This is a genomic window from Pseudomonas sp. NCCP-436 (assembly GCF_019656335.1).
Taxonomy (GTDB): Bacteria; Pseudomonadota; Gammaproteobacteria; order Pseudomonadales; family Pseudomonadaceae; genus Aquipseudomonas.
This window is the reverse complement of sequence record NZ_BPLZ01000001.1, coordinates 376031-401312: the sequence shown is the minus strand read 5'-3', so window position 1 is coordinate 401312 and position 25282 is coordinate 376031. Positions and strand designations below refer to the sequence as shown.

Sequence of the window (25282 nt, the reverse complement as noted above, 5' to 3'; positions counted from 1 at the left end):
GCCCCATGCAGAGCCCAGCCACGCCCCTCGACCCGCGCACCGCACGCATTCTGCCGTGGATCATTGCCATCGCGTTTTTCATGCAAACGCTCGACGGCACTATCCTCAACACCGCGCTGCCGGCCATGGCCCGCGACCTGGGCGAGGATCCGCTGCGCATGCAGTCGGTGGTGATCGCCTACATGCTCACCGTCGCTCTGCTGATTCCTGCCTCCGGCTGGATCGCCGACCGTTTCGGCACCCGGCGTATTTTCTACAGCGCCATCGCCCTGTTCAGCCTTGGCTCGTTGCTCTGTGCCCTGTCCTCCTCGCTGCCCATGCTGGTAGCGGCACGCATTGTCCAGGGCATAGGCGGCGCGCTGATGATGCCGGTCGGGCGTTTGGTGGTACTGCGCGCCTACCCACGCAGCGAGCTGGTCCGAATCATGAGCTTCATCACCCTGCCCGGCCTGCTCGGCCCGCTGAGCGGCCCGGCACTGGGCGGCTGGCTGGTGGAAAAGGCCAGTTGGCACTGGATCTTCCTTATCAACCTCCCGGTGGGCCTACTTGGCATCTGGGCCGCACGGCGTTATATGCCGGACATGCGCGGCCCGCAGCGTAGCCGCTTTGACGGCCCCGGCTTCATCCTCTTCGCCGGTGCCATCGCGCTGGTCTCAATCGCCCTGGAAGCCCTGGCCGCGCACGACCTGTCGGGGCTGCGCATCACCGTCATGCTGGTAGCAGGCCTCGGCTTGCTGGCCGTTTACTGGCTGCGCGCCGCACGGGTAGCGTACCCACTGTTCTCACCCAGCCTGTTCGCCACCCGTACCTTTGCCACCGGTATTCTCGGCAATCTGTTCGCCCGTCTCGGCAGTGGCGCTCTACCGTTCCTCACCCCGCTGCTGCTGCAACTGGCACTGGGCTACTCGCCGACCCAGGCCGGCATGAGCATGATTCCCCTGGCACTCGGCGCGATGGCCGCCAAGCCACTGGCCAAGCCGCTGATTGATCGCTTCGGTTATCGCCGCGTACTGACCCTCAACACCCTGCTGCTTGGCAGTCTGATCGCCAGCATGGCGCTGGTCGGGAACCAGACTCCGATCGTTCAGTTGGCGGTGCAGCTGGGCCTGATCGGAGTGATCAACTCGCTGCAGTTCGCGGCGATGAACACCGTGACGCTGATCGATCTGGACAACACCGAGGCCAGCAGCGGCAACAGCCTGCTCTCGGTGGTGGTGCAACTGGCCATGAGCCTTGGCGTGGCCACTGCCGCTGCGCTGCTCAGTGGCTTCAGCGGTGAATTCGAGGCGGTGCACAGCGCTTTCCAGGCTACCTATCTGTGTGTCGGCCTGTTGTCGATGCTGGCGGCAGCGATCTTCCTCCAGCTCGACCCGCTCGACGGCCGCCGCGCCCAGCCGATGGAGCCTCCACCGGAGGAATAAGAACAGTCCACCTGCAGCATGTCCGAGGCACTGGCCAGTGACCCGAAGGGCAATCACGTCCGGCATGCACTGCTACACTAGCGGCCAATCTTTCTTCAGGTCCATTTCCGTGAGCCACCCTGCCTTTTCCAGCCTGCCCCTGTCCCCCGCCATGCAGTCCAACCTCGCCGCCATCGGCTACAGTGAGATGACCCCGATTCAGGCCGCCAGCCTGCCGATGATCCTCAAGGGTCGCGACCTGATCGCCCGGGCCAAGACCGGCAGCGGGAAAACTGCAGCCTTTGGCATCGGCCTGCTGCATCCACTCAATCCGCGCTACTTCGGCTGCCAGGCTCTGGTGCTTTGTCCAACCCGGGAGCTGGCCGACCAGGTCGCCAAGGAACTGCGCCGCCTGGCCCGCGCTGCCGACAACATCAAGATTCTCACACTCTGCGGTGGCGTGCCCTTCGGCCCGCAGGTCGGCTCGCTGGAGCACGGTGCACACGTCATCGTCGGTACCCCTGGACGGGTGCAGGAACACTTGCGCAAGGGTACGCTGAAAGTCGACGGGCTAAATACCCTGGTACTCGACGAGGCCGACCGCATGCTTGACATGGGCTTCGTCGACAGCATCAGCGAGATCATCGGACAAACCCCGGAACGACGGCAGACGCTGCTGTTCTCCGCCACTTACCCGGCCGGCATCGCACAACTGGCGGCACGCTTCCTACGCAATCCGGAGCATGTCGAGGTAGAGGCGCTGCACAACGACTCACAGATCGAACAGCGTTTCTACGAGATTGCCGCAGCACAACGCCTGCAGGCAGTCGCGACACTGCTGCGACACTTTCGCAAGCAGCCGGCCCTGGCCTTCTGCGCCACCCGCCAGCAGTGCGACGAACTGGCCGCCCGACTCGAAGCCGAGAAAATTTCTGCTGCCGCCCTGCATGGCGACCTTGAGCAGCGTGAGCGCGACCAGATCCTGGCATTGTTCGCCAACCGCAGCCTCAGCGTACTGGTAGCCACCGACGTGGCTGCGCGCGGACTGGACATCGCGGGTCTGGAGCTGGTGATCAATGTCGAGCTGTCGCGCGATGCCGAAGTACACATCCATCGCATCGGACGCAGTGGTCGGGCCGGCGAAAAGGGCCTGGCACTAAGCCTGGTAGCACCCGCCGAGGCCGCTCGCGCTCAAGCCATCGAGGTGCTTCAGGGTCAGCCTCCAGCCTGGTATCCACTACCGGCGGATCGCACAGGAGAGGCACTACTGCCACCTATGCATACCCTGTGCATCGGCGCCGGACGCAAGGAAAAGCTGCGTCCCGGTGACATTCTCGGCGCGCTCACCGGCGAGGCCGGCATAGCCGGCGACCAGGTCGGCAAGATCACCCTGTTCGACCACCAGGCCTACGTGGCCGTGCAACGTGATGTAGCCCGCAAAGCCCTGCAACGCCTCGGTGAAGGGAAGATCAAAGGGCGCGCGCTACGTGTACGCCTCGTGTAAGGCTGATATAAAGCAACACACAGCCTGGGCTGGAGTTTCCCATGCGCAATATCCTGGTCATCGAAGACAGTCCCCTCGTACTGAAGATCCTCGAACACCTGTTCCGTCAGGAGCCTGATCTGCAGCCCATCTTCTGTGCCTCCCTTGCCGAGGCGCAGGTCATGCTGGAGACCTCGGCAGCCCTGTTCTTCGCCGCCATCGTCGACCTGCACCTGCCCGATGCGCCGAATGGCGAAAGTGTCGACCTGGTGATGCGCTACCACCTGCCATGCATCGTGCTCAGCGGTAGCTATAACGAGCAACGCCGCGACGAACTGCTGATGAAGGGGGTGGTCGACTACGTGCTCAAGGAGAGCCAGCACTCGTACGAGTATGCCTTCCGCCTGTTGCACCGGCTCGACGACAACAGCCGCATCAAGATCCTCATCGCCGATGACTCCGACCCCCAGCGCCACTACATTCGCCACATCCTCGAACCTCATCACTACCAGATCATCGAGGCACGCGACAGCAAGGAGACTCTGCGCCAGCTCAATCTGCAACCGGACATCGACCTGCTGGTGCTCGATCACGCCATGCCCGGTGTCAGCGGCTTCGAGCTGGTCAAGTTGCTGCGCCAGAAGCTGCGCTTCAGCGAACTGATCATCATCGGCGTTTCCGCCGACCCCAAGGGATCGCTCAGCGCACAGTTCATCAAGCACGGCGCCGACGACTTCCTGCGCAAGCCATTCTGTCCAGAGGAACTCAACTGCCGGGTCATGTCGACCCTGGAGCGCCGTGATCTGCTGCGCGCTCTGAAAAAGGCCGCACAGTACGACGCGCTAACCGGGCTGAACAACCGCCGTGCCTTCTACGAACAGGGCATACAGATCCTGCAACGGGCACAGCAGGAACAGCGCCAGGTCAGCGTGGCGATGCTGGATCTCGATCATTTCAAGCAGATCAACGACAACTTTGGCCACGCCAGCGGCGACAGTGCTCTGGTGGTTTTCGCTCGGGCGCTGCAAACGGCTTTCCCGAAGATGCTGCTGGGGCGCCTGGGCGGCGAGGAGTTCGCTCTGCTCAGCCTGCACGCTCCAGAGCAGGTACTACGGGGCCTGGAAAATCTCCGTCAGCAATGCAAGGGCCTGCATTACTCCGTTGGCGCCCCGCCGCTGTCATTCAGCGCCGGCCTCCATCATGGCGAGCCGGATGATCTGGAAAGTCTGCTGCACGAAGCCGACATCCGCCTCTACCGCGCCAAACAACAGGGACGCGCCCGAACCGTCCACGACTGAGCGAAAACATCGCTCAGGGCGCATGCCGGGAAATGATCTGCTCGTAACTGCCGTCGGCGATCATGCTTTGAATCGCCTGATCAAAACGACTGGCAACTTCCTGGTGCCCCGGGTAACTGCGGCGTACCAGAATGTGCAGGCCATTCTCACTCAACGCCTGTGGCAGAAACTCCAGTTCGTCGCGAAACGCCTCCAACTTGCGGCTCAGGTAGTAACGCGCCACCAATTCATCCTCCAGGGCCAATTGCACCCGTCCGGCGTGCAACATGCGTGCGGCATTCTCGAAACTGCTGACGGCAATCCGCTTCAGCCTCGGATCAGAATCAAAGTCCTTCCTATAGGCGTATCCACGCACCACGGCGATGCTGTAGGGATACAGGTCGGCAAGGGTCTCAAAACGGATGCTGCTGCTTTTGCGCCGCATAAAACGCAGGCGGTTGATCAGGTAAGGCTGGGAGAAATAGCCGTACTCGGCCCGTTCGGCACTGTACCAGGCGTTGATCAGTACATCGTACTCGCCACGCTGCAGCCCCTGAACAGCCCGTGCCCAGGGTACCTCGGCATAAAGAGTGGCGTAGCCGGCGCGCTGCAGGGCCTGCTCAACCAGGTCGCTGGAAAGCCCCCTGGCTGGCAGCGTACGGTCGTTGAACGGCGGCCAGGGATTGGCCACCAGCCGCAATGCCTCCGCCGAGGCGCCAGCAGGGATCAGCAGCAGGAGCAATAACCAGACACATACTGCAGGCATGGATGGCAAGCCTTTGGAAAGAACCTGTTCAGTCTTAGCAGGCAGGAAGCATGCCGTCACGCAATTTCCGGAAAAACCCCAGAATGGCGACATGCACGATACCTGCCCTTCGACGAGATACCCGCCACCCTGCGAGTTCCGGTAGGCTTTGTCCATCCCGGCTATCTCAGAGTCTCCATGCCCCGCCCTCGTCTACGCCAATCATTGCGCCGCCTCTGGGCACTGGACAAGTTCAGTGCCAGTCTACGGGTGTTCATCGCCCTGGCTGGGGCACTCGCACTGTGCAGTTGGCAGGGCTGGGTACACGGGCTGATTCCGTTGTTTCTCGGCATCATCGCCAGCGCCCTGACCGAAACCGATGACAGCTGGCAGGGCCGGCTCGGCTCGGTACTGGTCACCCTGGTGTGTTTCAGCGCGGCCGCCTACGCGGTGGAGTTCCTTTTCCCCTATCCCTGGCTGTTCGTTATCGCCCTGGCACTGTCGACCTTCGCTCTGACCCTGCTCGGCGCCCTCGGCGAGCGTTTCGCCACGCTCGGTTCCGGAACGCTGATCCTGGCGGTATACAGCATGATCGGCGTGGAGCAGCGCGGCGGGGTGGCCGGCCTCTGGCTGGAGCCGCTGCTGCTGGTGGCGGGGGCGGCCTGGTATGGCCTGTTATCGGTGATCTGGCACGGTCTGTTCGCCCACCAGCCGGTGCAACTGAGCCTGGCCCGGCTGTTCCGCGAACTGGGCCGCTACCTCAAGATCAAGGCCACGCTGTTCGAGCCCATACGACAACTGGACGTCGAGCAGCGCCGTCTGGATCTGGCACAACAGAACGGCCGGGTGGTGTCGGCGCTGAACGCGGCCAAGGAGGTCATCCTGCACCGGGTCGGCAACGGCCGCCCGGCGCCCAAGGTCAACCGCTACCTGAAGCTGTACTTTCTCGCCCAGGATATCCACGAGCGCGCCAGTTCCTCGCACTATCCCTACAACGAACTGGCCGAAGCCTTCTTCCACAGCGACGTACTGTTCCGCTGCCAACGCCTGCTGCGCCTTCACGGTGAAGCCTGCGAGCGCCTGGGCAGCGCCATCGAACTGCGCCAGCCGTTCGAATATCGCGCGCTCTGTAGCCAGGCGCTGGAAGATCTGCATGCCTCACTCGACCATCTGCACCTGCAGAGCAATCCGGCCTGGCGCCGGCTTCTACGCTCACTCGGCGCACTGGCCGGCAATCTGGCCACCCTCGACCGGCTACTGGGCAACGCCAGCAATCCCGATGCCCTGGCCGAGGAGCAGGACAGCAGCCTGCTCGACCGCGAGCCTCATTCCCTACGCGAAGTGCGTGAGCGCATCGGCCAGCACCTGACGCCCACCTCGCTGCTGTTCCGCCACGCCCTGCGCCTGTCACTGGCGCTGGCCGCCGGATACGGCCTGCTGCACCTGATCCATCCGACCCAGGGTTACTGGATTTTGCTGACCACGCTGTTCGTCTGCCAGCCCAACTACGGTGCAACGCGTCTCAAGCTGGTGCAACGCATCAGCGGCACACTGATCGGTCTGGGGCTGGGCTGGGCACTGTTCGATCTGTTCCCGGATCCGCGCATCCAGGCTCTGTTCGCAGTAATCGCCGGGGTGGCCTTCTTCGCCACCCGCAGCAACCGCTACACCCTTGCCACTGCGGCCATCACCCTGCTGGTGCTGTTCTGCTTCAACCAGATCGGCAACGGCTACGGCCTGCTCCTGCCGCGCCTGATCGACACCCTGCTCGGCGGCCTGATTGCCGGCCTGGCAGTTTTCTTGATCCTGCCGGACTGGCAGGGCCGACGCCTGGGTCACCTGCTGGCCAACACACTGAGCTGCAACAGCGCCTACCTGCGGCAGATCATCACCCAGTATGCCCAGGGCAAGCGCGATGACCTCGGCTATCGGCTGGCCCGACGCAACGCACACAATGCCGATGCCGCGCTGTCGGTGACCCTAGGCAATATGCTGCTAGAACCCGGACACTTCCGTAAGGATGCCGACCTGGGCTTCCGCTTCCTGGTGCTCTCGCACACCTTACTGGGTTACCTGTCGGCCCTTGGCGCCCACCGCGGCGAGCGTCTGCCGCAGCCGATCCAGAGCCATCTGCTGACACAGGCCGAGAGTCTCGCCAGTAGCCTCGACGAAATCGCTGCGGGCCTGCGCGGAACCGGCACGCTGGCCATTCACAGTGACGAGGAACAGGTTCTAGCCCAGGAACTGGAACAGATCGCCGAGGATGCCGACGAGACCCAGCGTCTGGTACAGATCCAACTGGCCCTGATCTGCCGCCAACTGGCTCCGCTGCGTACCCTGAGTGCGCATCTGGACAAGACTCGCCTCACCAGCCCATAGACAAACATAACATGGACAAGAAACGCTTGCTGGCCGACGTGCTCCGCCAGTTGCAGGATGATCTGGACCAGGCTCAGCACGCCGCGCTGGTCGCTCACGAAGCCGCCACTCACGAAGAAAGCATTGCCGAAAACAAGTACGACACCCTGGGCCTGGAGGCCGCCTACCTGGCCAGCGGCCAGGCACGCCGGGTCGACGAACTGCGTCAAACACTGATCACCTGGGGGCAACTGCAGCCGCGTGCGTTCGTCCCGGAGCGCGGCATCGAACTCGGCGCCCTGGTACAACTACTGGACGAGCAAGGCACGCCACGCTGGCTGTTCCTCGGCCCACCGGGGGCCAGCATCAGGCTGAACCACGACGGCGTGCTCGTGCAGGTTCTCGGCAGCGGTGCCCCGCTGGGACGCGCCCTGCTCGGCAAGGGGCCGGGCGACGAGGTAGAACTGAGCCTGCCCAGTGGCCTGCAGCGCTGCGAGGTGCTGGAGGTACGGTAAGTAGCGCCCATCTGCGCAACCGTGCCCGTGCGGCGGAACACTGCACCGGGAAGCGCCTGACAGGTAAGTTTCGGACTTCGCTCGACAAGCCGTCGAACAGAACCTAGGGTTTCCAGTGTCCGAACCAACCGGCACCGGGCGCAAGCCCTGCCTGTCCGACGCCCCCCGCAGCCTGCCACGGAGCCCCACCATGCAACAGCCCGTCCACGACCTCCCAGCCCTGTTCAAGCAGCTCGGCCTGGCCAATGAGCCGGCCGCCATCGAAGCCTTCATCCGTCGCCATGCGCCGCTGCCGGACAACTGCAGGCTGGCCGATGCGCCCTTCTGGAGCCCGGTCCAAGCCGCCTTCCTGCGAGAGGAAATCCTCGAGGATGCCGATTAGGCCGAAGTGGTGGATCAGCTCGACGTACGCCTGCGCGGCTGAGCACTGCCGGCTTAAACATCCGCCTCAGGCAGACGCCGTCATCTCGCGCCAGGTCAGATACATGCGCAGGTCGAACTCGATCTGCGCATAGCCCGGCAGCATGTAATCACAGAGCTTGTAGAAGGCCTTGTTGTGCTCGGCCTCTTTCAGGTGCGCCAGCTCATGCACCACGATCATCTGCAGAAAGGCAGGCGCCGCATCGCGGAACAACGAGGCGACGCGAATCTCCTTCTTCGCCTTGAGCCGGCCGCCCTGCACGCGGGAAATCGTTGTGTGCAGGCCGAGGGCACGATGGGTAAGATCCAGCCGGTTGTCGTAAAGCACCTTGTCGATGGCCGGGGCATTCTTCAGATGTGCCTGCTTGAGCGTCATCACGTAGTTGTACAGCGCCTTGTCGCTCTGCACGTCGTGACGACCGGGATACCTCCGGGCCAGATAATCGCCCAGACGATCATCTGCGATCAGCTGGCGCACCTGTTGCTGCACCGCCACGGGATAACCCTGAAGATATTTCAATGCACCACTTCCATCCGCATCGGGAATCGCCAGTCTAACGGATCCAGGCTCATTCGCTGGGCAGCACGCGCAGCAGACGCCCCTCTTCACTGTCGGTAAGCAGGTAGAGCGCTCCATCCGGACCGCTGCGCACGTCACGGATACGCTCCCCCAACTCTTCGAACAGAATGTCCTCACCAGCGAGCCTGTCTCCGTGAATGCGGATCCGGCGTACGCTGCCCTCCGCCAGAGTGGCGACAAACAGATCCCCCTGCCACTGCGGGAACAACTCGCCGCGATACAGCGTGAGACCCGCAGGTGCCACCGAGGGTGTCCAGTGCAGCAGCGGATCGCTCAGGCCGGGCAGGCTGCTGTAGGGGCTAATGCGCGCACCGGTATAGTCGACACCGAAGGTCGCCAGCGGCCAGCCGTAGTTGTTCCCAGGCTTGATCAGGTTCAGCTCGTCACCGCCGCGTGGGCCGTGCTCGTGACTGTACAGGCGGCCGTTCTCGGCATCGAAGAAGATACCCTGCACGTTGCGATGGCCGAGGCTGTATATTTCTGGGGCATTCCCCGCCTGCCCCACCAGCGGATTATCTGACGGCACGCTGCCATCACGGCTCAGGCGCACGATCTTGCCCAGGTGATTGGTCGGATTCTGTGCTTCCTCACGCCAGTCGAAGCCATCACCCAAGGTCAGTATCAGGGTCTTGTCAGCAAGAAAGGTCATGCGCCCGCCATAGTGGGCAGCGCCAGCCTTGAGCGGACGGGCGGTAAAGAGTACCTGCAGATCCTGCAACTCGCCGTCCACCAGTCGGGCGCGGGCCAGCCGCGTGTTGTTGGCTTCGGCGTCACCATAGGAATAGCTCAGGTAGATCCAGCGATTGTCGTGGTAATCCGGGTCCAGCGCTACTTCCAGCAAACCCGCCTGGCCGGTGACAAAAATCTCCGGCAACCCGGCCACCGGCTCCGGATCAATACGGCCATCGGCTTCGAGGATTCGCAGCCGTCCGACCCGCTCGGTAACCAGCATGCGGCCATCCGGCAGGAAAGCCAGCGACCAGGGATGCTCCAGCCCCTCGCTGAGCACCTCGATGCGATAGCCAAGGGCCGACAACGGGACAACAGCCAGAAGACAACCCAGCAACACGGTACGAATAGGTTTCAGCATGGACACCGCCTTGTCAGGAAAGTCCGTCGCAAGCCACTGCATCATGGCTATGGCGCTGCGGCGCGAGCCAGGCGAACAAGAGAGCACCGAGACTGCCGCAGAGCATCAGTCCGAGCGTCCCCGGCAGGTTACGGTCAGCAGCGACCAGGGTAGGCATCGGCGCCAACGCGTTGGCCAAGGCCAGCACACACCAGATGGCCAACGCACCGGCCAGGGCAAAGATCGGCCAGCGCAGCGTCGGCAAGCGCAGGGCGCAGCCAACAGCCGCTGGCAGAGCCACAGCGAAGGCCAACGCACAGAGCAGGGCAAACAACGGCGCAAAACCTAGCAGGTCGTGCCCCGTGGTGAGCAACCGTACCTGTACCGGCACCGGTGCACCAAGTTCCTGCAGTGCAGCCAGGTTGCTCTGGGTCTGGAATACCGAAGCGAGTAGCGACGTCAGCCCCACCGCTAGGGCAAAGGCGAGCAGCAGACGTGACTTGCTGGACATGAGGGTTTGTTTCCCTGCGACTATGAGCGCGATTATGGCCTACCCCATCCCCCCGGATACCTCCGGTGTTTTACAGGGTTTTACCTTGCCTGTGGCACGCAGTGCCCGGCCTGCCAGCCACAGGCTCCGCCCTGCAGATAGTACCGGTAGGCCTGCTGCACGGCAGCCGGAGCAACGCGGCAGCTTGCCACACGACAATGACTGTCGAGCACGAAGCGCCCGCCAAGCGGCTCGGCCAGACGAATATGCAACGCCGGCCAGTCATCAGGCGCGGCGTCCTCCGGGGTAAACAGCAGGCGTCCGTCACGCTGCACCAGCGGGGCTCCGGCGGCGGCATAGTCGAAAACAAACAGCAGCGTCCGGGCCACCTTGGTGGTGCATTCAGCCCGCGTCTGGCAGCTTAGCGGGTCGGCAGCCAGCGCTTGCTGTGGTGGCTGCAACGGCTGCGGCATACGCGTGACCGAACTGCAGGCACTCAACAGCAACAGGCAGAGCAATACGGCAATCCGGCAGTGCATCGGCGTCTCCAAGAAAAAGCCCCGCCAATGGCGGGGCTCGTTTACAGCTTCAGGCTCAGTTCACCTTGGCGTCCAGCTCACCGCTGGCATAGCGCTTGTACATGTTCTCCAGTGAGATCGGCTTGATCTTCGAGGCATTGCCGGCAGTACCGAAAGCCTCGTAGCGTGCGATGCAGATTTCGCGCATGGCCTCGATGGTCTTGGCGAAGAACTTGCGCGGATCAAACTCGCTGGGATTCTGCGCCATAAAGCGGCGCATGGCACCAGTGGAAGCCAGACGCAGATCCGTATCGATGTTGACCTTACGCACGCCGTGCTTGATGCCCTCAACGATCTCCTCGACCGGCACACCGTAGGTTTCCTTGATGTCACCGCCGAACTCGTTGATCACCTTCAGCCACTCCTGCGGAACGCTGGAGGAGCCGTGCATGACCAGGTGAGTGTTGGGAATACGCGCGTGAATTTCCTTGATACGCTGAATCGACAACACGTCGCCGGTTGGCGGTTTGGTGAATTTGTAAGCACCGTGGCTGGTGCCGATGGCAATCGCCAGCGCGTCCACCTGAGTGGCCTTAACGAACGCAGCGGCTTCTTCCGGATCGGTCAGCAGTTGGCTGTGATCGAGAACGCCTTCGGCGCCGACACCGTCTTCCTCACCGGCCATACCGGTTTCCAGGCTACCCAGGCAACCCAGTTCGCCCTCCACGGACACACCACAGGCATGTGCAAAAGCCACGGTCTGCTGGGTCACGCGGACGTTGTAGTCGTAGTCGGCCGGGGTCTTGCCGTCTTCGAGCAGCGATCCGTCCATCATCACCGAAGAGAAGCCCAGTTGGATGGAACGCTGGCACACGTCCGGGCTGGTGCCATGGTCCTGGTGCATGCACACCGGAATGTGCGGGAATTCCTCGATGGCAGCGAGGATCAGGTGGCGCAGGAAGGGCGCACCGGCGTATTTGCGGGCACCGGCAGAAGCCTGGACGATGACCGGTGAATCGGTCTTGTCGGCCGCTTCCATGATGGCACGCATCTGCTCGAGGTTATTGACGTTGAAGGCCGGCACGCCATAGCCATACTCGGCGGCGTGGTCGAGCATCTGGCGCATGCTGATAAGTGCCATGGTGTTACTGTCTCCCGGTTTGGAGGTCGTTGATGGTGCAAGCCTGCCGCAGGGACAGGCGTTGTTCAAGTTTCGTCATGCCAGGGCGCCATCACCGACGCGGTTAGCGCGCCCGGCAGTTGCTACCGATCAGATCGTCGGTAGCCGTCCAGTAGATCAGCCCCTGCTCGCCCTTGGTGTGGAACGACAGCCGGCCATCGCTGTACAGTACCCCGGAAGCAGCCAGCTCCTGGCTCAGACGGTAGACGATATCGTCACCGCCCAGACGCACATCCACCTGCTCGAAGCGCTCGTCGCTGAAACGCCACTGCAACTCGGCGCCACTGTCGCACACCCAATGCTGCCAGACACCTGGAGCAGGCGGCTGATTGCTGCACGCGCTCAGCAGCAGCGCGGCGAATGCCAGAACCGTCAGTCTCGTCATATTCATCCTTCTCTCCTCGTCAGCAACGCTGCTGCGGTACCGACGCTGCCGGATCAGCTCGTCCTGGCTCCACATACGGGTCGACACCGGGCCCCGGCTGATCAATGGTGGCCGGGCTGAACACTTCGCAGGCGGCCTCCTGGCTGCCGCTGCTGCAACCGGCCAGCCACAGTGCCGCCAGTGCAAAAATGGCTAACTGTTTCATGACGTGATCCTCGCGTGGTGGTTCCTTCTACAGACCACGGGCTCACGTCAGGGTTTTGTCTGTGGCGCGGTGGCTGTCCACCGCGCCCAGACTGACTCAGCCGGCGCGCTGCTGCAGTACCTCCACGGCCGGCAGCACCTTGCCCTCGACGAACTCGAGGAAGGCACCGCCACCCGTTGAAATATAGGAGATCTGCTCGGCCACGCCGTACTTGTCGATGGCCGCCAGGGTATCGCCGCCACCGGCAATGGAGAATGCCGGGCTCTCGGCGATGGCCTGAGCCAGTGCCTTGGTACCGTTGCCGAACTGATCGAACTCGAACACCCCGACCGGGCCGTTCCACAGAATGGTCTGCGAAGCCTTGAGCATCTCGCCGAACTGCGCTGCGGTCTGCGGACCGATGTCGAGGATCATGTCGTCCTCGGCCACGTCCTTGACCAGCTTCACGGTAGCCTCGGCGTCCTCGGCAAAGGCCTTGGCTACCACTACGTCCACCGGCAGCGGTACGCTGACCTTGGCCGCAATGGCCTTGGCGGTTTCCACCAGATCAGCCTCGTACAACGATTTGCCCACCGGCAGGCCGGCGGCAGCGAGGAAGGTGTTGGCAATACCGCCGCCGACGATCAGCGAGTCGCAGATATCGGCCAGTGAGTTAAGCACATCCAGCTTGGTCGATACCTTGGAGCCGGCGACAATCGCCAGCATCGGACGATTCGGCTTGTCCAGCGCCTTGCCCAGGGCTTCCAGCTCGGCGGCCAGCAGCGGGCCGGCGCAGGCAACCTTGGCAAACTTGGCCACGCCATGGGTCGAGCCCTGTGCACGGTGAGCGGTGCCGAAAGCATCCATCACGAACACATCGCACAGCGCCGCATATTGCTGGGCCAGCTCGTCGGTATTTTTCTTCTCGCCTTTGTTGAAGCGTACGTTTTCCAGCAGCACCAGCTCCCCGGGCTTGACCTCGACACCGCCGAGGTAGTCCTTGACCAGCGGCACCTCACGACCGAGCACCTTGCTCAGGTAAGCAGCGACAGGAGCCAGACTGTCTTCCTCGCTGTAGACACCCTCTTCCGGACGGCCCAGGTGCGAGCAGACCAGCACCGCTGCACCCTTTTCCAGAGCCAGTTTGATAGTAGGCAGCGAGGCAAGAATACGTGCGTCGCTCTTGACCACACCGTCCTTCACCGGGACGTTGAGGTCTTCACGGATCAGCACGCGCTTACCGGCGAGGTCGAGGTCGGTCATCTTCAGAACGGTCATGGATCAGTCCTTCACGGTGCAGGATTGGCTTTAAGTAAAAAGTGTTCGGCAACATCGAGCATACGGTTGGCAAAGCCCCACTCGTTGTCGAACCAGGCCAGCAGGTTGACCAGGCGCGGGCCGGACACCCGGGTCTGGCTGCCGTCGACGATGGCCGAGTGCGGATCATGGTTGAAGTCACAGCTGGCGTGCGGCAGCTCGGTGTAGGCCAGAAGGCCCTTGAGCGGGCCACTCTCCGCAGCCTGACGGAGCATGCGGTTAATCTCTTCTGCACTGGTATCACGGGCAGTCTGCAGGGTGATATCGAGACAGGAGACGTTCACCGTCGGCACGCGAATGGCCTTGGCTTGAATGCGCCCGCCCAGTTCCGGCAGCAGGCGCTCGATCCCACGTGCCAGACCAGTGGACACCGGGATCACCGACTGGAAGGCCGAACGCGTACGGCGCAGATCCTCGTGGTGGTAAGCGTCGATCACCGGCTGGTCGTTCATCGCCGAGTGGATGGTGGTGATGGAAACGTACTCCAGCCCCACCTCCTCATTGAGCAGCTTGAGCAGCGGCACGCCGCAGTTGGTGGTGCAGGAGGCATTGGAGACCAGTCGCTCGCGGCCGCTTAGGTCATTCTGATTGACGCCATAGACCACGGTGGCGTCGATATCCGCCTCACCGGCCATCGGCTGGGAGAACAGCACGCGCGGCGCACCAGCCTGCAGAAAGCGCTCGCCATCGGCACGGGTGACATACTGACCAGAACACTCCAGCACCAGATCGATGCCCAGCTCAGCCCAGTCGATGGCCTCAGGCTCGCTCTGGCACAGCACCTTCACGCAGTCTCCGTTGATATGCAGACAGTCGCCGTCGACCCGTACATGGCCGGGAAAGCGGCCGTGGGTGGAGTCGAAGCGAGTCAGGTACTCGACGCTGGCCTGATCGGCCAGATCGTTGAGCGCAACGATCTCCAGATTCGCTCCACCCCGCTCATACAGGGCGCGCAGCACGCAGCGACCAATACGGCCATAGCCGTTGAGGGCGACACGATAGGGGCGATTGGACATGGTAAGTCTCGTATGGACGTAGGGTGGACACGCTCTATCGATCCACCGTCGGCGTAACGGCGGGTGAAAAGAGCGTCACCCGCCCTACAGCGTCGTTCTCGCTCAGGCGTCCAGCAGTTCCTCGGCAGTGGCGACGACGTTCTCCACGGTGAAGCCGAAGTGCTCGAACAGCGCCGCTGCCGGAGCCGACTCGCCGAAGCTGGTCATGCCGATGACGCGGCCCTCCAGGCCCACATACTTGTACCAGTAGTCGGCATGGGAGGCTTCGATGGCGATGCGCGCACCGACCTGCAGCGGCAGCACTGCCTGCTTGTAGGTGGCGTCCTGCTGGTCGAACACGCTGGTCGACGGCATCGATACCACGCGCACCTTGCGTCCCTGCTCTTCCAGCTTTGCAGCAGCCTGCATGGCCAGGCCGACTTCCGAACCGGTGGCAATCAGGATCAGCTCCGGCTCGCCAGCACAGTCCTTGAGCACATAGCCACCGCGGGCGATATCGGCCAGTTGCTGCTCGTCACGCTGCTGGTGCGGCAGATTCTGACGGCTGAAGATCAGCGCGGACGGACCATCGGCACGTTCAATGGCATGCTTCCAGGCCACCGCGGACTCCACTGCGTCGGCTGGACGCCAGGTGTTGAGGTTCGGCGTGCCACGAAGGCTGGCCAGTTGCTCGATCGGCTGGTGGGTCGGACCATCCTCGCCGAGGCCGATGGAGTCGTGGGTGAATACATAGAGCACACGCTGCTTCATCAGCGCACTCATGCGCACGGCGTTGCGTGCGTACTCCATGAAGATCAGGAAGGTGGCGCCATAGGGGACGAAGCCGCCGTGCAGAGCGATCCCATTCATGATGGCGCTCATGCCGAACTCGCGCACACCGTAGTACAGGTAGTTGCCGGAGGCGTCGCTGGCCGAAACGCCCTGACAGCCTTTCCACAGGGTCAGGTTGGAACCGGCCAGATCCGCCGAACCGCCGAGCAATTCCGGCAGCAGTGGGCCGAAGGCGTTGAGGGTGTTCTGGCTGGCCTTGCGGCTGGCGATGGTTTCGCCCTTCTCGGCCACTTCACGTACGTAGGCGGCTGCCTTCTCGGCGAAGTCGGCCGGCAGCTCGCCCTTGATGCGGCGCTGGAACTCGGCAGCCAGCTCCGGGTAGGCGGCGGCGTAGGCCGCGAATTTCTCGTTCCAGGCCGCTTCGGCGGCGACGCCGGCATCGCGGGCATCCCACTCGGCGTAGATCTCGGCGGGAATCTCGAACGGGCCGAAGTTCCAACCCAGGTTGGCACGGGTCAGGGCGATCTCATCGTTGCCCAGCGGAGCGCCGTGACACTCTTCCTTGCCCTGTTTGTTCGGCGAACCGAAGCCGATGGTGGTCTTGCAGCAGATCAGGGTCGGCTGATCCGGCGTCTTTCGAGCGGTTTCGATGGCCATCCTGATCTCTTCGGCGTCATGGCCGTCGACATTGCGGATCACCTGCCAGCCGTAGGCCTGGAAGCGCGCCGGAGTGTCGTCGCTAAACCAACCCTCGACCTCACCATCAATGGAGATGCCGTTGTCGTCGTAGAAGGCAATCAGCTTGCCCAGACCAAGGGTGCCGGCCAGCGAGCAGACTTCGTGGCTGATGCCTTCCATCATGCAGCCGTCACCGAGGAACACGTAGGTATTGTGGTCGACGATGGTGTGACCTTCGCGGTTGAACTGTGCAGCCAGTACCTTCTCGGCGATGGCAAAGCCAACGGCATTGGCGATGCCCTGACCGAGCGGCCCGGTGGTGGTTTCCACGCCGGGGGTATAGCCGTACTCCGGGTGACCCGGAGTCTTGCTGTGCAACTGACGGAAGTTCTTCAGGTCGTCGATCGACAGGTCGTAGCCCGTCAGGTGCAGCAGCGAATAGATCAGCATCGAGCCGTGGCCGTTGGACAGCACGAAGCGGTCGCGGTCAGCCCAGTTGGGGTTCTGCGGGTTGTGCTTGAGATAGTCGCGCCACAACACCTCGGCGATATCCGCCATCCCCATTGGGGCACCGGGGTGGCCGCTGTTGGCTTTCTGCACGGCATCCATGCTGAGGGCACGAATGGCATTGGCTCGCTCACGACGGCTGGGCATCGCTGAAATCTCCTACGGGGGCTGAGGGTGCGAAAAACGCGCATTTTCGCCCAGCCGGCCCTTGCGGGGCAATGACAGATGGTCGCAGAAAGGCAATCAAATACCCTACATAGCGCGCGACACCTGTCATTCGGTGCTCTGGAAACGCCGCCAGGCAATATCGAAATATTTTGATATTGATATTGCTGTATGAAAAATGACCGACTAGACTGCGACCCATGAACCTGCGCGCCCCCAACCCCGAATACGATCCCTGCGACGACCTTGCCGTCCTGTGCAAGGCTGCCGGTGACCCGTTGCGCCTGAACGTACTGCGCGCACTGAGCAACGATTCGTTTGGCGTGTTGGAACTGGCGCAGATCTTCGCCGTCGGCCAGTCCGGCATGAGCCATCACCTGAAGGTACTGGCACAGGCCGCCCTGGTGGCTACCCGTCGCGAGGGCAATGCCATCTTCTACCGTCGCAGCCTGCCTGGCGGCCGCCTGCATGCCGCACTGCTCGAAGAGATCGACGCGCTGCCACTGCCGGCGAAGCTGCAGGCAGGCATCGCCGCCGTGCATCAGCAACGCGCAGCCGTCAGCCGCGACTTTTTCGCCCGTATGGCCACACAGTTCCAGGCCCAGCAGGATCTGATCGCCAGCCTGCCGCAATACCGTGACAGCCTGCTCACCCTGCTCGACACACTGCACTTCAGCCCTGCCGCCAGCGCTCTGGAGATTGGCCCCGGCGACGGCGCCTTCCTGCCGGAGCTGGCCCGCCGGTTCGCACACGTCACGGCACTGGACAACAGTCCGGCTATGCTCGAACTGGCCAGCCAGCGTTGCGCCGCGGAAAACCTGCACAACGTCGAGCTGAAACTGGCCGATGCACTACAGGATGAACAGCAACCCGCCGACTGCGTGGTGTTGAACATGGTGCTGCACCACTTCGCCACGCCGGCCGAGGCCTTTCGCAGACTTGCCGGCCTGGTCGCGCCAGGCGGCAGCCTGCTGCTCAGCGAACTGTGCAGCCACGACCAAAGCTGGGCGCGCGAAGCCTGTGGCGACCTGTGGCTCGGCTTCGAACAGGAAGACCTGGCCCACTGGGCGACGGCCGCCGGCCTCGTGCCAGGCGAAAGCCTTTACATCGGCCTGAAAAACGGCTTCCAGATCCAGTTACGGCACTTTGCCAAACCCGATGCGCACAGCGCCTTCAGCCTCCGGCAAGAAAGGAACCGATAGATGAGCGAATATTCCCTGTTTACTTCCGAGTCCGTGTCCGAGGGGCATCCGGACAAGATCGCCGACCAGATTTCCGATGCGGTGCTCGACGCCATCATCACCCAGGACAAGCACGCCCGCGTGGCCGTGGAAACCCTGGTCAAGACCGGTGTGGCCATTGTTGCCGGCGAAGTCACCACCAGCGCCTGGGTCGACCTGGAAGAACTGGTGCGCAAGGTCATCCTCGACATCGGCTACAACAGCTCCGATGTCGGCTTCGACGGCGCTACCTGCGGCATCATTAACATCATCGGCAAGCAGTCCCCGGACATCGCCCAGGGCGTCGACCGGGCCAAACCGGAAGATCAGGGTGCCGGCGACCAGGGTCTGATGTTCGGCTATGCCAGCAACGAGACCGACGTGCTGATGCCGGCGCCGATCCGTTTCTCCCACGCCCTGGTCGAGCGCCAGGCCGAAGCACGCAAATCCGGCCTGCTGCCGTGGCTGCGCCCGGACGCCAAGAGCCAGGTCACCTGCCGCTATGAAGCCGGCAAGGTAGTCGGGATCGACGCCGTGGTACTGTCGACCCAGCACAACCCGGATGTCTCGATGAGCGACCTGCGCGAGGCGGTGATGGAGCTGATCGTCAAGCACACCCTGCCGGCCGAACTGCTGCACAAGGACACCCAGTTCCATATCAACCCGACCGGCAAGTTCGTCATCGGCGGTCCCGTGGGTGACTGCGGCCTGACCGGACGCAAGATCATCGTCGACTCCTACGGCGGCATGGCCCGTCACGGCGGCGGCGCCTTCTCCGGCAAGGATCCGTCCAAGGTGGACCGCTCGGCTGCCTACGCCGGCCGCTACGTAGCCAAGAACATCGTCGCTGCCGGCCTGGCCGACCGCTGCGAGATCCAGGTGTCCTACGCCATCGGCGTGGCCCAGCCGACCTCCATCTCAGTCAACACCTTCGGCACCCACAAGATCGCCGAAGAGAAGATCATCGCCCTGGTGCGCGAAGTATTCGACCTGCGCCCGTACGCCATCACCCGCATGCTTGATCTGCTGCACCCGATGTATCAGGCCACTGCGGCCTACGGCCATTTCGGCCGTGCCCCGGAGCAGAAGAGCGTGGGCGACGACCACTTCACCACCTTCACCTGGGAGCAGACCGACAAGGTCGAGGCCCTACGCGCTGCCGCCGGACTGTAAACCGACCGCACCACCGAGAAGCCCCGCCCCGTGCGGGGCTTCTCGCTTTGCGGAACAGAACTCGCGCCAGCCTGCCGGCTGAACTAGACTCAGCCCGTTCCTTACAAGCACGGATGCTTGCCATGCAGCGCTGGATCGCGCCATTTCTGCTACCCCTGCTGGCCCATGCCTCGCCCTGCCCCGACTGGCCCGCGCAGCGTGCTGCCAGCGAGATCACTGCCCTTGCCCGGCAGATTGCCCGGTGGGATGACGCCTACCACAACCACGGCCAGACTCAGGTAGCAGACGAGCTCTACGACCAGGCCCGCCAGCGCCTGCTGGACTGGCAGCGCTGCTATCCCTCGACCTTGCCGGAGCTTCCCGGACCACTGACCGGCAGCGCTGGCTCTCTCGATCATCCGGTACCACAGACCGGTCTGCACAAGCTCAGTGATGCCGACACCGCGGCCTGGATCGCCAGCCGCCAGAATCTGTGGATTCAGCCCAAGGTGGACGGCGTCGCGGTCACCCTGGTCTACCGCAATGGCCGCCTGCAACAGGCCATCAGCCGTGGCAACGGCCGCAGCGGGCAGGACTGGAGCGCACGGGTAAAACAGCTGCCAGCTGTCCCCCAACAATTGCCACGTCCCCTGGACGCCGTCCTGCAGGGTGAACTGTATTGGCGCCTGAAGCAGCACGTACAGGCTCGTGATGGCAGTGCCGGGGCACGCGGCAAGGTGGCCGGCGCCATGGCCCGGCAGCAACCGGATACACAGCAGGCGGCGGCCATCGGCCTGTTTGTCTGGGACTGGCCTGACGGCCCAGCGGAGATGAGCGAGCGCCTGCAACAGCTAGCACAGTTGGGCTTCCCGGATAGCCAGACCCATACCCACCCCTTGCACGACATCAACCAGGCCCGGCAATGGCGCCAGCACTGGTACCAGCAACCACAAGACTTTGCCACCGACGGCGTAGTCATCCGTCAGGGCAGTCGACCGCCGGGAAATCGCTGGAGGGCAGAGGCGCCAAACTGGGCTATCGCCTGGAAGCACCCGGCACATCAGGCGCTGGCCGTGGTACAGCGAGTGGAATTCAGCATCGGTCGCAGCGGCCGGATTACCCCAATTCTGCACCTGCAGCCGGCCGACCTCGACGAACGCCGCATCAGCCGGGTAGCGCTGGGCTCGCTGCAGCGCTGGCAGGCACTCGACGTGCACCCGGGCGACCAGGTTGCCATCAGCCTGGCCGGGCAGACCATTCCACGACTCGACCAGGTGATCTGGCGTAGCCCGCAGCGTACCGCGCTCAGCATTCCCCGCCCCGAGGACTACCACGAACTGAGCTGCTGGCGTCCGACTCCAGGTTGCCAACAGCAGTTCCAGGCCCGCCTGGCCTGGCTAAGCAGTCGTCGCGGACTGGCCATGAGCGGCATTGGCCCGAACACCTGGAATGCCCTTCCGCTGGAACACCTGCTCGACTGGCTGACACTGGATGCCAAAGCCCTGCAACGACTACCGGGCATCGGTCAGCGCCGAGCCAAGCAGCTGCTGGAAACTTTCGCCCAAGCGCGCCAGCGGCCGCTACGACAGTGGCTCGATGCCCTAGGCGCACCGTCCGGTTACGACAGCAGAGCTGTGACGGACTGGCACAGCCTGACTCACCGCGACCTGGCAGGCTGGCTCTCACAACCCGGAATCAACCGGCAGAAAGCCCGGCGGCTTGCAGCCTTCTTCCACCACCCCGAAGTTCGGGCACTGGGCAGCCAGCTACAGAACGAAGGGATACCGGCCTTTCAGCCCGACTCGCACAGACTGACGACCGGAGGGCAATCCGATCAGTAGGCGCGGAAGACCTTGTGGCAAGACTCGCAACTATCCTCGATACGCTGTACCGCCCCCTCCAGCTCGCTGCGGCGCAGTGGTGCAGCGGTGGTAATGCGCACCAGCTCGGCAGTAGCCTGTTCCAGCTCACTGGCCATCTTCTGGAACTTTTCCTGACGCTGCCAGACTTCCGCGGTTGCCTTGCTGCGCTCGTCGTCGCGCACCTGAGGAAAGTGCTGCCAGGGCTCGCGCGACAACCGGTCCAGCGCAGCGGCGCCAGCGACGAAACCGGCTTCGTCATAGGCAATGCGCCCACGCAGCATGCCGCCAAGATCCTCGCTTACCTTGAGCATTTCCTTGAACAGGGCCTGGCGCTTGCCCAGCGGCGAATCGGGATCGACGCCGCCACAGGCAACCAGCATCAGGCATGCGCAGACAGACAGGAGCATCTTCAGTTTCATCGACTCGCCTTCCGAATCAGCAGGGAGCTGCCAAGTATCACGGCTTCGCCTGCCAAGGCCAAGCGACCGCTTGTCACAACACCTGTCGAGATCCTTTCACTCAGATACGGAAGTGACCCAACTGGTCATTGAGTACCCGCACCTCGCCACGGATCCGCTCATTGGTTTGCTCCACCACCACGGCATGCTGCTGGGTCTGCTCGGCCAAACTGGAGATGTGCGTGACACGCTGATCGATATCCTGAGCAACCTGACTTTGCTCCTCGGCAGCAGTGGCAATCTGGGTGTTCATCGCTTTGATGCCGTCGACGGCCGCGACGATGGTCTCCAGCGCCTCGCTGGCCTGGCGAATATGAGTCAGATTGGCATCGATCAGCTCGCCACTTTGGGTTATCGACTCCACCGCGCCCTGCGCTCCCTCCTGAAGCCGCTGGATGATTGCCTGGATCTCGCCAGTGGATTGCTGAGTGCGACTGGCCAGAGTTCGAACTTCGTCGGCCACCACCGCGAAACCGCGCCCCGCTTCGCCGGCCCTCGCCGCTTCTATAGCTGCGTTGAGCGCCAGCAGGTTGGTTTGCTCAGCGATACCGGTAATTACCTCGACGACCTTGCCGACGCTGGCGGTTTCCTGGTGCAAGGCAAGGATCTGCTCGCTACCGTGACGCAGCTGCTGAGCCAGTTGCTCGATATGCTCCACACTGCTCTGCACCAGTTGCCGGCCATGCTGCGCACAGCTATCAGCACTGTGTGCAGAGGCGGCCGCCTGTGCCGCATGGCGCGCCACTTCGGCCACCGTGGCACTCATCTCGTTCATTGCCGTGGCAACCTGATCCAGTTCTTCGTACTGCTGGCGCACGCCTTCGCCAGCCAGCTCGATGGCCCGGGTAATCTCGCCGACGTGGCCGGCACTATTCCCACCACTCTGCTTGACGGCGCCAAGCAGACTGCGCACCTGCTGCCGGGTTCGGTTGTAGCCTTCGAGAATGCGGCCGATCTCGTTGTCGACCTGATGGGTATCCAGTGAACGGGTGAAATCCCCGACGCCCAGCTGCACCAGCGCCTGCTCTACCTCGGCGAGGCTGGCCATAAGCGGCTTGAGGCCGAACTGCCGCCCCAGCACTACCAGCGCCAGAATCCCCAAGACACAGCCGAAGGCCAGCCAGAGCTGCTGACGCTGCTGATTCTCGGCTAGCGCACTCATCATCCCTACGGCCTGATTCATGCTTTTCAACAGCTCGCCGGAACGCCGCTCCAGATCCCCCAGTTCAGCCCCTGACTCTCCCGCGGCAATGCGCTGTAGCAGGTCTCGATAAACGTTCCAAAGCTCACCGACGCTATCCAGCTGAGCGACCACCGCACTGTCGCGCACAGCGCTGATATTGCGCTGCTGGTTCCCGTTGATGAGATCACGATGCGCCGACTCGAACTGGTCGATGGTAGCTGCCAGATTCGCCGCCGGCAGCACTCCCTCCCGCAGCAGCAGCGCCTCTTTAGCCATCTTCTGGCTGAGCATACGCTGCGCCCCGGCCACGTTGATCGTCTCCGGCGACACGGACATGCTCAGGTAAAGCGCCACCGAGGCCACCACTGCCAGTACGAACATGAGCGCATAGGAAAAGAGGAACTGCTGGTTGAGGGTGCGCAGACCAATAGAGCGCAAGAGCTGGTCGAATACCGAGGAGGTCGACATTCGCGGATTCTCCGGAGAGCGAAGGGAGCCGATGTCAGCGCACCAGCCCGGGATTACGGGGGAACAGCGCTATTTTTATAGCACTGCGTCAGAAGCCGAGCCATCAAATTGACATTATCTCGACAAATTGACGCCAGTTGATGGAACTCCTTGGGCTTGCGGCATCGAGCCGCTATAATTGCCCGCTGTCCGGCCGGATCATTCGGCCGAATCCCGCCACCCGTCCGAGGGGCGCTGCAGCAGAGAAGTCGCTTCCATCCATCGGATGCAGCAGGCTCTGTCAGGCTCGGACCGGGCGTTAACCATACGCATCAACGGCGCCCAATCGGACTGCGTGAAAACGTGGTGAACGATCGTCGGCATGACGGATGCTGGCTGGCCAGCAGCGGCCAAGTACAGGGCCTCTCCTTGCCGCCCCGGGCACATACCGTTTTTTCGCAAGACCGAGCGCAGACGACCAACGGAGAGTGACTGCATGAGCGCCGCCTTCACAGATTACAAAGTTGCCGATATTTCCCTGTCCGACTGGGGCCGCAAGGAACTGACCATTGCCGAGTCCGAGATGCCGGCACTGATGGGCCTGCGCCGCAAGTACGCGGCCAGTCAGCCGCTCAAGGGTGCCAAGATCCTCGGCTGCATCCACATGACCATCCAGACCGGCGTACTGATCGAGACGCTGATTGCACTGGGCGCCGAAGTGCGCTGGTCGAGCTGCAACATTTTCTCCACCCAGGATCATGCTGCCGCTGCCATCGCCGCTGCCGGCATCCCGGTATTCGCCTGGAAAGGCGAGACCGAAGAAGAGTACGAGTGGTGCATCGAGCAGACCATCCTCAAGGACGGCCAGCCGTGGGACGCCAACATGGTGCTGGACGACGGCGGCGACCTGACCGCGACCCTGCACCAGAAATACCCGCAGATGCTGGAGAAGATCCACGGCATCACCGAAGAAACCACCACCGGCGTGCACCGCCTGCTCGACATGCTCAAGGCCGGCACCCTGAAAGTCCCGGCGATCAACGTCAACGACTCGGTGACCAAGAGCAAGAACGACAACAAGTACGGCTGCCGCCACAGCCTCAACGATGCCATCAAGCGCGGCACCGACCACCTGCTGTCGGGCAAGCAGGCGCTGGTCATCGGCTACGGCGACGTGGGCAAGGGCTCGGCTGCTTCTCTGCGCCAGGAAGGCATGATCGTCAAGGTTTCCGAAGTCGACCCGATCTGCGCCATGCAGGCCTGCATGGACGGTTACGAGGTAGTTTCGCCATACATCGGCGGCATCAACGATGGCAGCGACGCCTGCATCGACAAAACGCTGCTGGGCAAGATCGACCTGATCGTCACCACCACCGGCAACACCAACGTCTGCGACGCCGGCATGCTCAAGGCGCTGAAAAAGCGTGCCGTGGTGTGCAACATCGGTCACTTCGACAACGAAATCGACACCGCCTTCATGCGCCAGAACTGGGCCTGGGAGGAGGTCAAGCCGCAGGTGCACAAGATCCACCGCACCGGCGCCGACAGCTTCGATCCAGCCAATGACGACTACCTGATCCTGCTGGCCGAAGGGCGCTTGGTGAACCTGGGCAATGCCACCGGCCACCCGAGCCGGATCATGGACGGCTCCTTCGCCAACCAGGTGCTGGCGCAGATCCACCTGTACGAGCAGAAATTTGCCGACCTGCCAGCCACCGAGAAAGCCAAGCGACTGACCGTGGAAGTGCTACCCAAGAAGCTCGACGAGGAAGTGGCACTGGAGATGGTCAAAGGCTTCGGTGGCGTGGTCACCCAGTTGACCAAGGCTCAGGCCGACTACATCGGCGTCAGCGTGGAAGGCCCGTTCAAACCGGACACTTACCGCTACTGAGCCTTAGCGCA

The 25282-nt window shown here is 63.0% G+C and carries 23 protein-coding genes and 1 riboswitch; of the genes, 10 read left to right on the top strand and 13 right to left on the bottom strand.

Annotation, left to right across the window (positions count from 1 at the left end; all coding sequences use genetic code 11):
- Positions 1-5 precede the first annotated feature (5 nt).
- From mdtD to NCCP436_RS01855, 3 genes are all read left to right on the top strand, one after another.
- Complete coding sequence (mdtD, locus tag NCCP436_RS01865) at positions 6-1421, top strand: multidrug transporter subunit MdtD (protein WP_220802089.1); 1416 nt, start codon at positions 6-8, stop codon at positions 1419-1421.
- Between the two features lie 109 nt (positions 1422-1530).
- Positions 1531-2904: an ATP-dependent RNA helicase DbpA gene (gene dbpA, locus NCCP436_RS01860; protein ID WP_220802088.1), complete on the top strand. Its 1374-nt coding sequence runs from the start codon at positions 1531-1533 to the stop codon at positions 2902-2904.
- A gap of 41 nt (positions 2905-2945) precedes the next feature.
- On the top strand, positions 2946-4181 hold the full coding sequence (locus tag NCCP436_RS01855) for a diguanylate cyclase domain-containing protein (RefSeq protein WP_220802087.1): 1236 nt from the start codon (positions 2946-2948) through the stop codon (positions 4179-4181).
- 13 nt (positions 4182-4194) lie between these two features.
- On the opposite strand, the gene NCCP436_RS01850 is transcribed toward NCCP436_RS01855, so the two are convergent.
- Complete coding sequence (locus tag NCCP436_RS01850; protein WP_220802086.1) at positions 4195-4926, bottom strand: ABC transporter substrate-binding protein; 732 nt, start codon at positions 4924-4926, stop codon at positions 4195-4197.
- 177 nt (positions 4927-5103) lie between these two features.
- Between NCCP436_RS01850 and yccS the strand changes: the two genes are divergently transcribed.
- From yccS to NCCP436_RS01835, 3 genes are all read left to right on the top strand, one after another.
- Positions 5104-7284, top strand: coding sequence for a YccS family putative transporter (gene yccS, locus NCCP436_RS01845; protein WP_220802085.1), 2181 nt, complete (start codon positions 5104-5106; stop codon positions 7282-7284).
- Between the two features lie 11 nt (positions 7285-7295).
- Positions 7296-7778, top strand: a complete 483-nt coding sequence (locus NCCP436_RS01840; RefSeq protein ID WP_220802084.1) for a GreA/GreB family elongation factor — start codon at positions 7296-7298, stop codon at positions 7776-7778.
- Positions 7779-7968: 190 nt separating this feature from the next.
- A complete protein-coding gene (locus NCCP436_RS01835; RefSeq protein ID WP_220802083.1) occupies positions 7969-8160 on the top strand; it encodes a DUF2789 family protein in 192 nt (63 codons plus the stop codon).
- Between the two features lie 66 nt (positions 8161-8226).
- On the opposite strand, the gene NCCP436_RS01830 is transcribed toward NCCP436_RS01835, so the two are convergent.
- The 10 genes from NCCP436_RS01830 to tkt all read right to left on the bottom strand — a co-directional run bounded on the left by NCCP436_RS01830 (position 8227) and on the right by tkt (position 17040).
- Positions 8227-8718, bottom strand: coding sequence for a YgjP-like metallopeptidase domain-containing protein (locus NCCP436_RS01830; protein ID WP_220802082.1), 492 nt, complete (start codon positions 8716-8718; stop codon positions 8227-8229).
- Positions 8719-8767: 49 nt separating this feature from the next.
- Entirely contained in the window at positions 8768-9868 is a 1101-nt protein-coding gene (locus tag NCCP436_RS01825; protein ID WP_220802081.1) for a PQQ-dependent sugar dehydrogenase, read from the bottom strand.
- Positions 9869-9881: 13 nt separating this feature from the next.
- Positions 9882-10358, bottom strand: a complete 477-nt coding sequence (locus tag NCCP436_RS01820; RefSeq protein ID WP_220802080.1) for a hypothetical protein — start codon at positions 10356-10358, stop codon at positions 9882-9884.
- Positions 10359-10438: 80 nt separating this feature from the next.
- Positions 10439-10876 (bottom strand): hypothetical protein, encoded by a 438-nt coding sequence (locus tag NCCP436_RS01815; RefSeq protein WP_220802079.1) that lies wholly within the window; start codon positions 10874-10876, stop codon positions 10439-10441.
- Positions 10877-10931: 55 nt separating this feature from the next.
- Positions 10932-11996 carry a class II fructose-bisphosphate aldolase gene (gene fba / locus NCCP436_RS01810; RefSeq protein WP_220802078.1) on the bottom strand — a complete coding sequence of 355 codons (1065 nt, stop codon included), beginning with the start codon at positions 11994-11996 and terminating at the stop codon, positions 10932-10934.
- A 103-nt stretch (positions 11997-12099) separates the two neighbouring features.
- Positions 12100-12426, bottom strand: coding sequence for an MliC family protein (locus NCCP436_RS01805; RefSeq protein WP_220802077.1), 327 nt, complete (start codon positions 12424-12426; stop codon positions 12100-12102).
- 13 nt (positions 12427-12439) lie between these two features.
- On the bottom strand, positions 12440-12625 hold the full coding sequence (locus tag NCCP436_RS01800) for a hypothetical protein (RefSeq protein WP_220802076.1): 186 nt from the start codon (positions 12623-12625) through the stop codon (positions 12440-12442).
- A gap of 96 nt (positions 12626-12721) precedes the next feature.
- Positions 12722-13882 (bottom strand): phosphoglycerate kinase, encoded by a 1161-nt coding sequence (locus tag NCCP436_RS01795; protein ID WP_220802075.1) that lies wholly within the window; start codon positions 13880-13882, stop codon positions 12722-12724.
- A gap of 11 nt (positions 13883-13893) precedes the next feature.
- The gene (epd, locus tag NCCP436_RS01790; protein ID WP_220802074.1) at positions 13894-14937 is read right to left on the bottom strand and encodes an erythrose-4-phosphate dehydrogenase; all 1044 of its coding nucleotides are present in this window, start codon (positions 14935-14937) and stop codon (positions 13894-13896) included.
- A gap of 102 nt (positions 14938-15039) precedes the next feature.
- On the bottom strand, positions 15040-17040 hold the full coding sequence (tkt, locus tag NCCP436_RS01785; RefSeq protein ID WP_220802073.1) for a transketolase: 2001 nt from the start codon (positions 17038-17040) through the stop codon (positions 15040-15042).
- Between the two features lie 218 nt (positions 17041-17258).
- Here tkt and NCCP436_RS01780 point away from each other — a divergent pair, with 218 nt between their 5' ends.
- The 3 genes from NCCP436_RS01780 to ligB all read left to right on the top strand — a co-directional run bounded on the left by NCCP436_RS01780 (position 17259) and on the right by ligB (position 21271).
- Positions 17259-18260, top strand: coding sequence for a metalloregulator ArsR/SmtB family transcription factor (locus NCCP436_RS01780; protein ID WP_220802072.1), 1002 nt, complete (start codon positions 17259-17261; stop codon positions 18258-18260).
- On the top strand, positions 18261-19451 hold the full coding sequence (gene metK, locus NCCP436_RS01775) for a methionine adenosyltransferase (RefSeq protein WP_220802071.1): 1191 nt from the start codon (positions 18261-18263) through the stop codon (positions 19449-19451).
- A 122-nt stretch (positions 19452-19573) separates the two neighbouring features.
- Positions 19574-21271: an NAD-dependent DNA ligase LigB gene (gene ligB / locus NCCP436_RS01770; RefSeq protein ID WP_220802070.1), complete on the top strand. Its 1698-nt coding sequence runs from the start codon at positions 19574-19576 to the stop codon at positions 21269-21271.
- Here ligB and NCCP436_RS01765 read toward each other — a convergent pair.
- Both NCCP436_RS01765 and NCCP436_RS01760 read right to left on the bottom strand, forming a co-directional pair.
- Entirely contained in the window at positions 21265-21711 is a 447-nt protein-coding gene (locus tag NCCP436_RS01765) for a cytochrome c (protein WP_220802069.1), read from the bottom strand. The two genes, ligB and NCCP436_RS01765, sit on opposite strands and share 7 nt — an antisense overlap.
- A gap of 100 nt (positions 21712-21811) precedes the next feature.
- Positions 21812-23401, bottom strand: coding sequence for a methyl-accepting chemotaxis protein (locus NCCP436_RS01760; protein ID WP_220802068.1), 1590 nt, complete (start codon positions 23399-23401; stop codon positions 21812-21814).
- A gap of 220 nt (positions 23402-23621) precedes the next feature.
- A riboswitch (S-adenosyl-L-homocysteine riboswitch) is annotated at positions 23622-23731 on the top strand.
- 145 nt (positions 23732-23876) lie between these two features.
- Here NCCP436_RS01760 and ahcY point away from each other — a divergent pair.
- Positions 23877-25271 (top strand): adenosylhomocysteinase, encoded by a 1395-nt coding sequence (gene ahcY / locus NCCP436_RS01755; protein WP_220802067.1) that lies wholly within the window; start codon positions 23877-23879, stop codon positions 25269-25271.
- Positions 25272-25282: the final 11 nt, after the last annotated feature.

Bases quoted from the DNA above. Each gene is read 5' to 3' on its own strand.
- mdtD (WP_220802089.1), top strand. From the start codon at position 6: ATGCAGAGCCCAGCCACGCCCCTCGACCCGCGCACCGCACGCATTCTG.
- NCCP436_RS01855 (WP_220802087.1), top strand. From the start codon at position 2,946: ATGCGCAATATCCTGGTCATCGAAGACAGTCCCCTCGTACTGAAGATC.
- NCCP436_RS01850 (WP_220802086.1), bottom strand. From the start codon at position 4,926: ATGCCTGCAGTATGTGTCTGGTTATTGCTCCTGCTGCTGATCCCTGCT.
- yccS (WP_220802085.1), top strand. From the start codon at position 5,104: ATGCCCCGCCCTCGTCTACGCCAATCATTGCGCCGCCTCTGGGCACTG.
- NCCP436_RS01840 (WP_220802084.1), top strand. From the start codon at position 7,296: ATGGACAAGAAACGCTTGCTGGCCGACGTGCTCCGCCAGTTGCAGGAT.
- NCCP436_RS01835 (WP_220802083.1), top strand. From the start codon at position 7,969: ATGCAACAGCCCGTCCACGACCTCCCAGCCCTGTTCAAGCAGCTCGGC.
- NCCP436_RS01825 (WP_220802081.1), bottom strand. From the start codon at position 9,868: ATGCTGAAACCTATTCGTACCGTGTTGCTGGGTTGTCTTCTGGCTGTT.
- NCCP436_RS01820 (WP_220802080.1), bottom strand. From the start codon at position 10,358: ATGTCCAGCAAGTCACGTCTGCTGCTCGCCTTTGCCCTAGCGGTGGGG.
- NCCP436_RS01815 (WP_220802079.1), bottom strand. From the start codon at position 10,876: ATGCACTGCCGGATTGCCGTATTGCTCTGCCTGTTGCTGTTGAGTGCC.
- fba (WP_220802078.1), bottom strand. From the start codon at position 11,996: ATGGCACTTATCAGCATGCGCCAGATGCTCGACCACGCCGCCGAGTAT.
- NCCP436_RS01805 (WP_220802077.1), bottom strand. From the start codon at position 12,426: ATGAATATGACGAGACTGACGGTTCTGGCATTCGCCGCGCTGCTGCTG.
- NCCP436_RS01800 (WP_220802076.1), bottom strand. From the start codon at position 12,625: ATGAAACAGTTAGCCATTTTTGCACTGGCGGCACTGTGGCTGGCCGGT.
- NCCP436_RS01795 (WP_220802075.1), bottom strand. From the start codon at position 13,882: ATGACCGTTCTGAAGATGACCGACCTCGACCTCGCCGGTAAGCGCGTG.
- epd (WP_220802074.1), bottom strand. From the start codon at position 14,937: ATGTCCAATCGCCCCTATCGTGTCGCCCTCAACGGCTATGGCCGTATT.
- tkt (WP_220802073.1), bottom strand. From the start codon at position 17,040: ATGCCCAGCCGTCGTGAGCGAGCCAATGCCATTCGTGCCCTCAGCATG.
- NCCP436_RS01780 (WP_220802072.1), top strand. From the start codon at position 17,259: ATGAACCTGCGCGCCCCCAACCCCGAATACGATCCCTGCGACGACCTT.
- metK (WP_220802071.1), top strand. From the start codon at position 18,261: ATGAGCGAATATTCCCTGTTTACTTCCGAGTCCGTGTCCGAGGGGCAT.
- ligB (WP_220802070.1), top strand. From the start codon at position 19,574: ATGCAGCGCTGGATCGCGCCATTTCTGCTACCCCTGCTGGCCCATGCC.
- NCCP436_RS01765 (WP_220802069.1), bottom strand. From the start codon at position 21,711: ATGAAACTGAAGATGCTCCTGTCTGTCTGCGCATGCCTGATGCTGGTT.
- NCCP436_RS01760 (WP_220802068.1), bottom strand. From the start codon at position 23,401: ATGTCGACCTCCTCGGTATTCGACCAGCTCTTGCGCTCTATTGGTCTG.
- ahcY (WP_220802067.1), top strand. From the start codon at position 23,877: ATGAGCGCCGCCTTCACAGATTACAAAGTTGCCGATATTTCCCTGTCC.